General features: G+C 44.2%; 12 protein-coding genes and 1 pseudogene. 8 read left to right on the top strand and 5 right to left on the bottom strand.

The features are described from left to right. Positions 1–342 precede the first annotated feature (342 nt). Complete coding sequence (locus BTW00_RS11490) at positions 343–1,134, bottom strand: class II aldolase/adducin family protein (protein ID WP_075107514.1); 792 nt, start codon at positions 1,132–1,134, stop codon at positions 343–345. Between the two features lie 85 nt (positions 1,135–1,219). Here BTW00_RS11490 and BTW00_RS11485 point away from each other — a divergent pair, with 85 nt between their 5' ends. The 8 genes and pseudogenes from BTW00_RS11485 to BTW00_RS11450 form a co-directional block, all read left to right on the top strand. Beyond that, positions 1,220–1,909 carry a Crp/Fnr family transcriptional regulator gene (locus BTW00_RS11485; RefSeq protein WP_075107513.1) on the top strand — a complete coding sequence of 230 codons (690 nt, stop codon included), beginning with the start codon at positions 1,220–1,222 and terminating at the stop codon, positions 1,907–1,909. Between the two features lie 160 nt (positions 1,910–2,069). Then, entirely contained in the window at positions 2,070–3,761 is a 1,692-nt protein-coding gene (locus BTW00_RS11480; protein ID WP_256714062.1) for a phosphoethanolamine transferase, read from the top strand. Positions 3,762–3,817: 56 nt separating this feature from the next. Continuing rightward, positions 3,818–4,519, top strand: coding sequence for a response regulator transcription factor (locus BTW00_RS11475; protein WP_075107511.1), 702 nt, complete (start codon positions 3,818–3,820; stop codon positions 4,517–4,519). A gap of 77 nt (positions 4,520–4,596) precedes the next feature. Then, positions 4,597–5,943 (top strand): HAMP domain-containing sensor histidine kinase, encoded by a 1,347-nt coding sequence (locus BTW00_RS11470; RefSeq protein ID WP_075107537.1) that lies wholly within the window; start codon positions 4,597–4,599, stop codon positions 5,941–5,943. Positions 5,944–6,182: 239 nt separating this feature from the next. Then, positions 6,183–6,653 carry a diacylglycerol kinase gene (locus tag BTW00_RS11465; RefSeq protein WP_083603640.1) on the top strand — a complete coding sequence of 157 codons (471 nt, stop codon included), beginning with the start codon at positions 6,183–6,185 and terminating at the stop codon, positions 6,651–6,653. A 92-nt stretch (positions 6,654–6,745) separates the two neighbouring features. After that, the gene (locus BTW00_RS11460; RefSeq protein WP_075107510.1) at positions 6,746–7,540 is read left to right on the top strand and encodes a PAP2 family lipid A phosphatase; all 795 of its coding nucleotides are present in this window, start codon (positions 6,746–6,748) and stop codon (positions 7,538–7,540) included. 104 nt (positions 7,541–7,644) lie between these two features. Continuing rightward, complete coding sequence (locus BTW00_RS11455; protein ID WP_143506604.1) at positions 7,645–8,163, top strand: cytochrome c; 519 nt, start codon at positions 7,645–7,647, stop codon at positions 8,161–8,163. Positions 8,164–8,221: 58 nt separating this feature from the next. Beyond that, a pseudogene (locus BTW00_RS11450) lies at positions 8,222–8,527 on the top strand (cytochrome c); the annotation flags it as partial. A gap of 46 nt (positions 8,528–8,573) precedes the next feature. On the opposite strand, the gene BTW00_RS11445 reads toward BTW00_RS11450, so the two are convergent. The 4 genes from BTW00_RS11445 to BTW00_RS11430 form a co-directional block, all read right to left on the bottom strand. After that, positions 8,574–8,987, bottom strand: coding sequence for a PaaI family thioesterase (locus BTW00_RS11445; RefSeq protein WP_058023760.1), 414 nt, complete (start codon positions 8,985–8,987; stop codon positions 8,574–8,576). Between the two features lie 77 nt (positions 8,988–9,064). Next, complete coding sequence (locus BTW00_RS11440; protein WP_071002047.1) at positions 9,065–9,607, bottom strand: DUF3124 domain-containing protein; 543 nt, start codon at positions 9,605–9,607, stop codon at positions 9,065–9,067. 43 nt (positions 9,608–9,650) lie between these two features. Further along, positions 9,651–10,352: a TrkA family potassium uptake protein gene (locus BTW00_RS11435; RefSeq protein WP_058023762.1), complete on the bottom strand. Its 702-nt coding sequence runs from the start codon at positions 10,350–10,352 to the stop codon at positions 9,651–9,653. Between the two features lie 78 nt (positions 10,353–10,430). Next, positions 10,431–12,191: a TrkH family potassium uptake protein gene (locus BTW00_RS11430; protein WP_075107509.1), complete on the bottom strand. Its 1,761-nt coding sequence runs from the start codon at positions 12,189–12,191 to the stop codon at positions 10,431–10,433. Positions 12,192–12,402: the final 211 nt, after the last annotated feature.

Here is a 12,402-nt window from a genome sequence, read left to right as displayed (position 1 = left end):
ATATCAATCTCTGTGACACACAACAACTATTTATAATGGGCATAAGAATACGGCCGAGTTGTGAACATATGATGACAAAGAAGATACTGGTTAATAAAAGTTGGACTATTGAAAAAGGCTTGTAAAAACGGGGAAGGAAAGAGAGTGTACGAGAGTGATTTTTAGATATGTATAAAAAAACGCAGCGCATCTTTTGATACCCTGCGTTTTTTGAATTCATTTTTTTAGAGAATGCGGGTTCTAAACGGTAGATAAACCATCATTATCACCCAATTGTCTTTTACTTATGCATACATATAATGTCCTTGATGGTAATAATCATCTAAATCCACCCGTGTGTCATCACTCCTCAAACGATGGGTCAGTACGGCGCAGCTTTCTTAATAAGGCAGGCCATGCGATATCACCATTCGCTCCTCTGGTCACCTGCTTCGATGCCGCTTGAATACCAGCCAATATTTGTGCTGGTATCGGCGTCAATGCGCTGCCACCGCTTTGCGCCTTGATTTGAATCTCGCAGGCGTTTTGTAAAATATACATATTCAAAAACGCATCAGCGACGGTGTCAGCACAAGTGAGCAGACCGTGATTGCGCAAGATCATGAAGTTAGCCTTGCCTAAATCAGCGACCAAACGAACCTTTTCTTCTGGGTTAAGCGCAACGCCCTCGTAATCGTGATATGCCAAGTTAGATAACGGAAATAATGATTGTTGAGAGATGGGTAGTAGGCCTTGCTCTTGCGCCGAGACCGCTACGCCATCGCTGGTATGCAGATGAATCACGCAGTGCGCATCATCACGGGCTTCGTGTACGGCACTATGAATGATAAATCCTGCTGGATTGACATTGAACGCTGATGGCGAGACCTTTTCGCCCGCTTTGTTGACTTTGACTAGGCTGGAGGCGGTGATCTCTTCAAATAGCATGCCATAAGGATTGATTAAAAACTCATCTTCCGTCCCTGGTACGCGTGCAGAGATATGAGTGAATACCAGGTCATCCCAACCATAAGAAGCAACTAAGCGATAACAAGCGGCAAGATTTACTCGCATCTGCCACTCTTGTTCGCTCATATTATAGTGTACACTCGATGTGGAATCAGTTTGTGTGGTCGTTTTTATCGCTGTTTGCATTGTATAGTCCTTTAAAGTTGTAGATAGTCCGAATAATTACTTTACACCATTCTTCAAACCCAAATCTGTCAAAAACATGACACTTATGAATATCAATCATCATTTAAATAACGACCCATGGTTTGCTGACTTGCCAGCCGATGTGCAAGCGCTACTGGCGTATAACGCTGTGCTAAAAACGTATCAAAAAAGCCAAATGATTCATGCGATTGGTGACAACGATGATGCGGCGCTGCACTTTGTCGTGTCGGGTACGATTAGAGTCTGCAATGTGAGCGCTAGCGGCAATGCCATGACTCTCGCTCACCTATCTAGTGGCGAATGGTTTGGCGAGATATCTATCATAGATGACCATCCTCGTACCCATGATGCGTGGACAATCAATAAGGTTACGTTGATTTCTATCCCCAGAAAGGTGGTGATTCAAACGGCGCAACAGTATCCAATTTTATACAAGCACCTCGCGCTCATCACTTGTGCGCGTATTCGTAGAGCCTTTGATTGGATTGATGATGCCACCTCACTCAATACATCGGCGCGACTGGCGAGCATGCTCATGGGATTCATCGGTACTTATGGTAAGCAAGTGAATGGCGATATCAAAATAGACTTACGCTTGTCGCAAGAAGAGCTTGGCTTTATGCTCGGTACCACCCGACAAACCATCAATAAAATCATTCAGTCTTGGCAAAAACAGGAATTCATAGATATGCACTATGGTTTTATTACTATAAAGAATCAGTCTGAGTTAAAAGCAATCATGAATCCTGAATAATTTGAATATCTATAAAATCTTTCCGTAAAATTTTATATAAACCACTCAACACCTCGCAAACTAGCATCAGCCTCAAAGCTGCCACCTTAACATCTTCTTAACAGCACACTTGTTATGGTAAGGAATGACGTTTCCTACCATTCTGTTGAGAAGTACTTATATGTCAATATCTCAAACCGCCAAAATCGATGCGCCTAAAGCCAATAAAAAAAACAGCTATCTGAGTAAGCTCTACAATCATGAGGTAAATCTCAGTTATCTTATTATCATTGTTGCCTTATATTTGGTGGCGACTGCCAATATTGGCTTTTTTGAGCAGGTGCTAGATGTCTATCCATTTAGCAAAAACGTCGGCTTTATACTGTCTATTACTGGCTTGTTGTTTGGACTGATGTGGCTGGTATTACAACTGCTTTGCTATCGTCCGATTGCCAAACCAATATTGATTGCGCTACTGATCACTGCTGCCATCTGTGGTTATTTTACCGATGCTTACGGGACGATATTTGACAGCAACATGCTGATCAATAGTCTGGAGACCGATCAAGCAGAGGCGATGGGATTGTTTGCCCCTAGCATGGTCATTCAGGTGCTGTTACTGGGCGTGTTACCGGCATTTATTATTAGCAAAATTCGTCTAAAGCGCTTTACTTGGCAACGCAGCATTCTACAAAAGACAGCCACCTTGATATTGTCTATCGCAGTCATCGCGGCGTGTCTTTTACCCTTTGGTGACCAGTACGCCAGCTTCTTTCGTCAGCATAAAGAGGTGCGCTCATATGCCAACCCAATCACGCCTATTTACTCTACGATCAAACTTGGCGAAAACTATGTCAATGAGCTGGGCCATCCTGATACTTTCACCCTACATGCGACAGATGCAAAGCGCGTCGCTCCTACCAGTAGCACTACAAACAGCAGCGCTGCAAAACCCAAGCTCATGGTGTTCGTCGTTGGCGAAACGGCTCGCGCTGATCACTTTGGTTTAAACGGCTATACACGCAATACCACGCCACTACTCTCAAAGCAATCAAACCTTTATAGTTTTAAAGAGGCCGTCTCTTGTGGCACTTCGACTGCCTACTCAGTGCCCTGCATGTTCAGTTATGCAAATCGAGAAAATTATGATATCGATACCGCCAAGTACAATGAAAACGTACTCGATACGCTCAGCAAGCAAGGGGTCAATGTCGTGTGGCGAGACAACAACTCTAGCTCTAAAGGTGTGGCTGATCGTGTCACTTTTGAGGACTACAAAACGGCTGATACCAATCCGAACTGCGATGTTGAATGCCGAGATATTGGTATGCTTGATGGTTTTGATAAACTGGTTAAGTCAGGCAGCTCACCGAAAGACACGCTTATTTTATTACATCAAATGGGTAATCATGGCCCCGCTTATTACCAGCGCTACCCTAAAGAATTTGAAACGTACAAACCTGTCTGTATGACCAATGAGCTGTCGAAATGTGATACTCAGTCTGTGATCAATGGCTATGACAATGCGATTCTGTACACCGACTACTTTTTGGATAACGTGATCGATACCCTAAAAACTTACGAACAAGATTATGATGTAGTCATGGTTTATATGAGCGATCATGGCGAGAGTCTTGGTGAAAATAATATTTACTTGCATGGTCTGCCCTATAAGTTTGCCCCGGATACTCAAAAGCACGTGCCCGCAGTCATTTGGTCACCAAACAGTAATGACATCGGTGCAGACAGCCTCTCTAATATGAGCAGTCAGCCCGTGTCACATGATTTTATTACGCCGACGTTGCTGAGCTTTTTTGGCATCACGACTGATGCGGTCAAAGGCGCGCCAACCTTTTTTAAAGTAAATAACTAAATCCATTTTTATATTGCTCCATCTTTTAGGTAGCTACTATTTTGTAGGTCAACACCATGTATAAGATACTCGTTATTGAAGACAACCCCGATATCGTGGCCAATATTTATGCGTTTTTTGAGCCAAAAGGCTTTGAGCTGGACAACGCACATAATGGCTACAGTGGGCTAACGCTCGCCGCAAGCAATCATTATGATGTGATATTGCTCGATGTGATGCTACCAGGTATGGATGGCACCAAGCTGTGTAAGAAACTCAGAGAAGAATTGCATGACAAAACGCCTGTCCTCATGCTCACTGCTCGCGATACGATTTTGGATAAAGTGGCAGGCTTTGATAGCGGTGCTGATGATTATTTGGTCAAGCCATTTTCGTTGATTGAGCTAGAGTGCCGTATCAAAGCACTCATACGTCGTCATGAGGACGAACATTTTGTACACAGTATCGCTGTGGGCGCGCTATCGCTAAATAATAGTGAGCATACTATTATGCGCGAAGGAAGGTCGATTAAGCTCACCCCAACTGGATTTAAGATATTACATATCCTAATGAGTGCCGCACCGCGAGTCGTCAGCAAGACAGAACTTGAAGAAAAGGTTTGGGGTCTAGATATACCGAGCAGTGATGCGCTACGTACTCATATGCATAGCGTGCGGGCGCAGGTCGACAAGCCCTTTGACAAAACCATGATAGTGACAGTGCCTGGTGTGGGTTATCAAATTATCGATCCCAATAAATCAGAAAACGCGGTAGTATGACTCAATGGATGGCACCTCATACGATCTACCATCGCTCACTATATCAACCGCCTCCTTCGATTAAGTACCTCTTTACTATGTTTAATATAGACTCGATAGCCAATAAGTTTCGATTGTCCTACTTTATATTCGCGCTGTTGCTATGCGGAGCTTTTGTCAGTATTTTTCTATACGCGGAGAGCAGAATAGAACAAGAATTGGTTAAGGGTCGGCTGTTGCAGCAGCTTGATATCAGCCAAGAAAAGTACGGTGATCGCTCTATTTATACTGCCGATCCAGGCATCAAGATCTATCGCTACGATAGTGCCCCTACCAACCTGCAAACAACAGCAACGGCAACGGTGCAAGAGAAGTCTGTCACTATAGACGGTGAGTCTGGCAAAACCCACGGCAACCTTCATTTTTTCGCCTATACTCAAGACGGTCAAGCCTATATTTTGACGTACTTGGAAGGGGTTGAGATGGTGATGAGCCACTACCCTGTACTAGAAATCTTCGAAAATTTAGAAGATATCTTTGCAGATACACTAAGAGTGGCGGTCATTTTAAGTTTGCTTATTGCCGCCATATTCTCTCATTTGTCCTCCAAACAAATCATCAAGCCTTTACTCGATTTAAAAAAAGCCGTCGAAACGGATCATAGCAACCTAACGGAACTCACGCACTTGCCCTCTGAGGTGGGCGTATTGGCGCGAGCTATCGATGAAAAAAACCATAAACTTGAGCAGTATCTAAAGCGCGAGCAACTGTTTACTGGTGATGTCAGCCATGAGCTGCGCACGCCCTTAACCATCATCATGGGTGCCTTTGAAGTGCTAGCCTCGCAATTACCAGCAGACAGTCATCTGAACGAGTTTACCAATCGGATTGGCACTACCGCCCGTGAGACCTCTGAGATTATCACCGCCCTGCTCTTACTTTCGCGCGCCCCTGAAAAGCTAGATGCACCGCAAACTTCTATCAATAGCATTGCCTTAGCCGAGGTGCAGCGATTGACCTATTTGCTGCGCTATAAAACGGTCACGTGTCAAATAGTCGCTGAGCAAGAATATAGCGCCTATGTGCGTCCTGAGCTATTAAAAATGGCACTCGGCAATTTGATAAAAAATGCGTTTCAGTATACCGATGATGGCGAAGTCACCATCACTATCGATGACGAAAAAATCATGGTAACTGATACTGGTCTTGGTATTCCTGAGGCGATGATGCCGCTGCTGTATGAGCGCTTTGAGCGCCTAACTCATGACTATCAAGACGAGGGTACAGGCACAGCCTTGTCACCAGAAAATGATATCAATCACAAGGTTGAAGGCTCAGGATTGGGACTGAGTATCGTACAACGCATCATGTCTCATATGGGCTGGCAGCTGACCCATCAAGCCAATCCGTCTGGCGGCAGCACTTTTATTATTTATTATAAATAACCGTATTTTGCTTACTATCACCACAATTTCTATTTAACCATTGCCCACTGAACTGGCGGGCAATGCCATTTGTGCCATTTGTCCGAATCATTCTTTATTCTCATTCCTGCTTACGCTCTTAACGTTTTCTTAATCTCGCTCGTCTTATACTTAGGCTATATCGACTTTGCTTGACTGTTTTTTTGGTCACGCAAAACCGAAAGCGCACCTTGATATTAATGGATCATTAAGAATTCTATATGAATAAAATTACTCCTATTAATCTTGAAGACGAGTCAGCCGAGCATTGCTCTATCAAGCAGGCAGCACATCACAGTGCGCTCACGCCTAATAGCTTTGCAGAAAGCGCAAAAGGCAAAACGGGCTTTTACCGAATTATAAAAGCTGCTGGCTATTCAATGGACGGATTTAAGGCAGCATACAAATTTGAGGCGGCTTTTCGACAAGTCGTGTGGCTCAATGTTGTCCTGCTTGCCGCTGTCATTATGATGCCTTTTACGCTTGGTATAAAAATGACACTGGTGCTCGCGTCTTTTTTATCTTTAATTGTTGAGCTGATTAACACGGGTATCGAAGCTTGCGTCGATCACACATCAACCGCCAAGCATCCACTCGCAAAAATCGCAAAAGATGTTGGCTCGGCGGCGCAGTTCGTGTCGTTATGTCTATTAACAATTTTATGGCTCATGGCGTTGTCTGTCTTTTTATAAAGACATCTATCACAGGCACTGATCAATAATCACGCTAGAAGCTATCCTATTTATTATACGTTCTTACTTACTATACATTGCCAGAGGTATCCATGACTTTAGAAAACCACTCAATGGCTAGGGACTGGCTAAAATTACTGTGTTTGACCATCCTCGCTACGTTGGTGTTTGAACATAGTCAGTTAGACATACGCATCAGTGAGCTTTTTTATAGCCATGGACACTGGCTACTAGAAAAAGGCGCGCAGCCTTATGCGTTTATCTTTTATGATTTGCCCAAAGCCCTACTGATCCTACTGGCGGTCTACCTCATAGCAGTGTTAATTATAAAATATAGACAGCCTTTGCCCGACCTTGCCTCACAGCATCGCCGTAAATTCGATAAATTTCTGCTTCCTTTACCAATTCGGGAGATCGGCTATCTACTGCTGGTATTAGCGATTGTACCGGCTACCATTGCCACATTAAAAGGCGTCACCCATGTGAGCTGCCCGAATGACTTGGTAATTTTTGGCGGTGAGTTGCCTTATCTCAATCTGTGGCAAAACATGGTTGCCGCAACGCCTGCCAAATGTTTTCCTGCCGCTCACGCCAGCGCAGGATTCTCCTTATATGGATTGGCTTTTTTGCCAACACTCAAAAAGCACCGTTATCAAATACTAAAAATAGTCACGCTCTTAGGCTGGAGCATGGGGCTGTATAAGATGCTATTTGGCGATCATTTTTTTAGTCATACTTTAGTCTCGATGCTGCTATCACTGACGATAGCGTGTGCGCTTGCGACGCTATTCTTTAAAGATTCGATAAAGGCAAAAGCCAAAAGCGCCAGTAAAAAACATGCCGACACAGCCACTAGCTTGCTTGGTACTGAAACCTCAAGCACTTAGAATGATAGTTATCACGTTGCGTTATTTTGCTAGACACGACTGGCGAACTGCAGGCATATTAGGATGAGGGATTAAGGATGATTTATCAGCACTATAAGGACGTTATGAAACCACTTTCTGCCGTTATGCCAGCGCTGTTGTTTTGCTTAACCACGACAATCGGTTTCGGCGTACTCTCTACCGCTGCGATAGCAGAGACGGTCAGTTTGCCAATGGACACTTTGCCTAACAGAATAACCCTACCAAATGTCAGCCCAGTCAATAGTGCGCTTGCCAACCGCGGTGCTTATGTGGCGCGCAGCGCCGACTGTATGGCCTGCCACCGTGAAGACTATAGTGGCGGCGTGCCGATTGATACGCCGATTGGCAATATCTACTCGACCAATATCACACCATCGACGCGCTATGGTATTGGCAACTATACTGAGGCCGATTTTAAAAAAGCCTTGCGCAAAGGTCGGGCGCCAAATCATCAGATTTATCCTGCGATGCCTTACCCGTCCTATCATGGCCTGACAGATGACGATGTCAGTGCATTATTTGCTTATTTTCAGACCGTCCCTATCGTAGACAAACCCCCTGAAAAAAACCACACACCTGCCTTTCCCGTTGAATATCCGTAGCTTAATGCTGGCATGGAATGTCATCAAAGTGCCTTCTACCGAAAACCGCGCAGGACTCAAAAAACTCTATGACGACTCTTGTGCAGGTTGCCATATGCAAAAAGGTGACGGTGCATACGGCGCTGGCTACTATCCACCGCTGGCTAACAACGGTAAAATGCAATCGAAGTACTATATCATTAGTGTGTTAATAAATGGTCTGCGCGGGATGCCATCGTTTCATAGCATGATGAATGATGCGCAAATAGCAGCCGTCACACAGTACGTGCATAGCGATTTAAATAACTTCACGGATACGGTTACGACTGCTAATGTGGCGCAGCTACGCCATGATTTTCCACCAAGTTCAGACCCGAGCGAGTAGAAGACGCTCGCTATCTTATAACGTACCCAAGCGCTTACATAGCGTTTTAGATACGCTTAGGCGGTACAGAATAGGTGCCGACGACATGAGCCACGACATCGTCTGAGCCTTCTGAATACAGAGATACCTCGCCCACTATCAAGGCTCGCCCTACTTTGAGTAAGGTGCATTCAGCGATAATACGTGCATCTGCTGATGGTTTACGCAAAAAATTGATAGTCAGACTCGTCGTCACTGTCAATGGCACGATACCGATTTTCCCAAGTATCGCAACATAGATGGCGACGTCAGCGACGGCCATCATGACAGGTCCTGACACTGTGCCACCAGGACGTAGCTCATCGATGCCAATCTCGTGTGATAAAGTCGCACCATTTTCACTGACTGCTTCGACGATACATTTGGTTTGTGGAAACTCTAACGCCATAAAGGCGCTGATTTCTTCTTTGGTTGCAGACATAACGCTTCCTTGAATTGAATTGAATTGAATTAAATTAAACTTTCCTTGTTATTTATTACTTCACTGAATACATTCCTTTAATGTATTACTGGCGTACCTTCTGTACTAAAGGCAAATCCTTTATTACTAAAATTCCCAATCATGACCGCTTCGATAACTGGTCTGACGGTTTCATCGACACCTTCGACCTCGATAATGAAGTTAGCACCCGACCCGCCTTTATCTTCTTCTTTTTCGACGATGTAGTTTAGCGTGGCCATCGCTGATAGCTCGATGGGTTTGCTTAGATACGACTTTACCAGTGCCCCATCCGTATCATAATAATCAATTTTATTAATATACAGTGATTTTTTCAGCGTGGTATTGCGCACACTCAGCGTCGCTGACAATAGTACTTTGCGATTGTCTCTATCAGTATAGATATCAGAATAAATCGGTACATAAAAGGTTTCTTTATAACTGAACTGACTGCGATCTACATCGGATGTCACCTCTAACGCTTCAATCGGATCTTGTTGGTGCTCGGACAGAAGAACATTCGGATCTTGCGCAGACGGATCACAGCCTGACAGCAACACGATAACAGCGACCAATAGAACGGATATACTGCGCTTATTCATAAACTTCCCCTGTCCCTTTTCATGTCACTGCGATTGCAAGCTGTTATTTGATTTTCACACCCACGCTACGTAAGAAATGGTTGATGTGTTTGTTTGCGCCATAAATGACCAATACATCACGGTCTTGCAATATTTGTTCAGGCGTGGCCAGACCTTGCACGCTAGGTTTGGTCTGGGTACGACCAAAGCTGTCTTCATAATACTCATAGCGCAAGGTACTAAGCAATCGGATATTGAATTTTTGCTCCAACCGCAACTCCTCAACCGTCTTGCCGATCAACACATTTGGAATCTTGATTTCTACCATACTAAAGTTATCGCTTAACTCAAACGAATCAACAAAATGGCTTAGTGACAGTCGTTTGGCCCAGCGATTGGCTGCTTCTTTTTCAGGGTAAATAATGTCATCGACACCAATGGCCTGCAAAACTTTTTTATGCAGCGGATTGATGCTACGGCTGATCAAACGTTTTGCTTTTAGGGTTTTAAACAGCGCCGTTGCCATCACGTTGGCGCCTTGATCCTCTCCAATAGCGACAATGACGGTGTCGGTATCGACAATCGGTAATCCGCTCACGGTATACTCATCCGTGGCATCCATACAGAGCGTATGAGAAATGACCTCCTTATAGGCTTCTACTCGTTGCATGCTGCTGTCAATGGCAATCACTTCGTGACCTTGGCGGGTCAATGCTGCTCCCAGTGACGCCCCAAAATTCCCCAACCCTACGATGATGTATTTCATAACTTTTATGACCTTTTTTAGTGTCTTTTACTCTATGTTTCCCTGTTTTTGCACATAAAACCGTCTATTTATCACAAGTTAGTTAATCGTGATTTCCTCAGTCGGATAGCGATAATTGCGTTGGCGCATGTTTTTGAGTAGCGCAATAAATATCGTCAGCATACTGACCCGTCCAACAAACATGATGACCGAAACCACGACTTTACTAAAATCCGATAAGTCTGCTGTCAGGTTTAAACTTAGCCCAACCGTGCTATAAGCTGAGAAACATTCAAATACCACTTTGATCAAATCAAGCTCTGGCTGATCATAACTAATCAGCGTCACACCCGTACCGATGACCAATAATGACAACCACATAATAGAGAACGCGCGGCGGACTGAAATCTCCGCAATCTGACGCTTGAAGACTTCTATCTTTGTTTGCCCACGGGCTAGACTCAGTGTATTTAATAGCGCAATCGCAAAGGTACTGGTCTTGATACCACCACCCGTTGAGTTGGGCGACGCCCCAATCCACATCAAAAATATCGTTAGCATGACCGTTGGAAAAGTCAGTTCACCCATATCAATGACATTGAACCCTGCGGTTCGCGGCGTGGCAGCCGTAAAAAACCCTGTGATAAGCTTACCGAAAAAGCTGGTATGGTCAGCGAGTACATTATTGTATTCAAATACCATCACCCCAACCAGACCAGTCAACAATAACGCCCCAGTCGTAATCAAGGTAATACGGCTGTTGATATTCAGCAACCAAGGCTGATAAATATAGTGCCGGTCATTGCGATAGATCAGCTGCTCAATGCGATGACGCAGATAGCGCAGTACATTGACCACAATGGTGAAGCCCATACCGCCAAAGATAAAGGTCATCGCAATGATAAGCTGCAATGGATAATTAAAACGTAGCGAATCGTCATACATGCCAGCACTAAAGGTAGAAAACCCAGCATTACAAAAAGCGGATATCGCATGAAAGACCGAAAAAAACAATTGCTCAGACCAGTTCATATCAGGCATATCATAAATGCTGATATAAATGAGTACCGCCGCCACCGCCTCAACGGCGAATGTCACATATAAAATAGACTTAAGTGTCGACACCACATTACCCATGCCGCGCATATAAGACATCTCGCTAATACTCGCTTGCGTCTCGTAACTGACGCCACCCTTAAAGAAGTAACTAAAGTACGTCACGAACGTCAAAATACCTAGGCCGCCGATTTGTATCAGTCCCATAATAATGACTTGGCCAAACGTCGTAAAATAGGTTGCCGTATCCACGACAATAAGCCCTGTCACACAAACCGCACTGGTCGCGGTAAAGAGCGCATCAATAAAGGACAGCGGCTGCGTTGTCGCATTGGGCATCATTAGGAGCAAAGCACCAACCAGCACAACGGCTAAGAAACTTAAAATAAAAAACTGTGCAGGATGCAAAAAGGTGCGATTGAGATTGAAATTATGATCAGAGAGTTCACGGATAAACGTCACAAATACGGCGATTTTTATCGCGACAAAACCATCAACGGCGGCGTCCAATCCAGAACGCACCAAATCAGTGAAATGCGCGGTAAGTAAAATGACAATCGCGATACTGGTAAAAGCATCAAAAATAGCAACTTTATTGAGCGTTCGAGGTTTTTTTGTGTAGAGATAACGGCCAACCGTCACCACAAAGCTGAGCAAAATAACGACCAAGTAAAAAATATGAAACACTTGTTGGAGCCAAATGGGCAACGTAAAGCCACTATCCAATAAGGCAATAGCTACCGCGATGACACTAATCAGAATCGTAACATTATTCAATAATCGATAACGTGCGGCTGCATTCATAGCTTGAACCCATGACAACAATAACCACGATACTTATACTCCTTTTTTGCCCTATTCACAAAAACTGATTTGAGAGAATCGTAACCAATTATTGAATCAATATAGATCCTAAGAGTCATTCAGATGAGATATCAAATACTTGCAATATCATACAATACTGACTGACGTACTGACTCCTCTCCCCACTTACTAAGCCCCCACTTGCTAAGCT

Origin of the sequence: Psychrobacter sp. C 20.9 (genome assembly GCF_001921765.1) — a bacterium.
Classification (GTDB): domain Bacteria; phylum Pseudomonadota; class Gammaproteobacteria; order Pseudomonadales; family Moraxellaceae; genus Psychrobacter; species Psychrobacter piscatorii_B.
Note: the sequence above shows the minus strand (reverse complement) of the source record. Positions and strands in the feature narration are given on the sequence as shown.

Excerpts from the sequence above, each read along its gene's own strand:
- BTW00_RS11490 (WP_075107514.1), bottom strand. The coding sequence starts at position 1,134 with ATGCAAACAGCGATAAAAACGACCACACAAACTGATTCCACATCGAGT.
- BTW00_RS11485 (WP_075107513.1), top strand. The coding sequence starts at position 1,220 with ATGAATATCAATCATCATTTAAATAACGACCCATGGTTTGCTGACTTG.
- BTW00_RS11480 (WP_256714062.1), top strand. The coding sequence starts at position 2,070 with ATGTCAATATCTCAAACCGCCAAAATCGATGCGCCTAAAGCCAATAAA.
- BTW00_RS11475 (WP_075107511.1), top strand. The coding sequence starts at position 3,818 with ATGTATAAGATACTCGTTATTGAAGACAACCCCGATATCGTGGCCAAT.
- BTW00_RS11470 (WP_075107537.1), top strand. The coding sequence starts at position 4,597 with ATGTTTAATATAGACTCGATAGCCAATAAGTTTCGATTGTCCTACTTT.
- BTW00_RS11465 (WP_083603640.1), top strand. The coding sequence starts at position 6,183 with ATGAATAAAATTACTCCTATTAATCTTGAAGACGAGTCAGCCGAGCAT.
- BTW00_RS11460 (WP_075107510.1), top strand. The coding sequence starts at position 6,746 with ATGACTTTAGAAAACCACTCAATGGCTAGGGACTGGCTAAAATTACTG.
- BTW00_RS11455 (WP_143506604.1), top strand. The coding sequence starts at position 7,645 with ATGAAACCACTTTCTGCCGTTATGCCAGCGCTGTTGTTTTGCTTAACC.
- BTW00_RS11445 (WP_058023760.1), bottom strand. The coding sequence starts at position 8,987 with ATGTCTGCAACCAAAGAAGAAATCAGCGCCTTTATGGCGTTAGAGTTT.
- BTW00_RS11440 (WP_071002047.1), bottom strand. The coding sequence starts at position 9,607 with ATGAATAAGCGCAGTATATCCGTTCTATTGGTCGCTGTTATCGTGTTG.
- BTW00_RS11435 (WP_058023762.1), bottom strand. The coding sequence starts at position 10,352 with ATGAAATACATCATCGTAGGGTTGGGGAATTTTGGGGCGTCACTGGGA.
- BTW00_RS11430 (WP_075107509.1), bottom strand. The coding sequence starts at position 12,191 with ATGAATGCAGCCGCACGTTATCGATTATTGAATAATGTTACGATTCTG.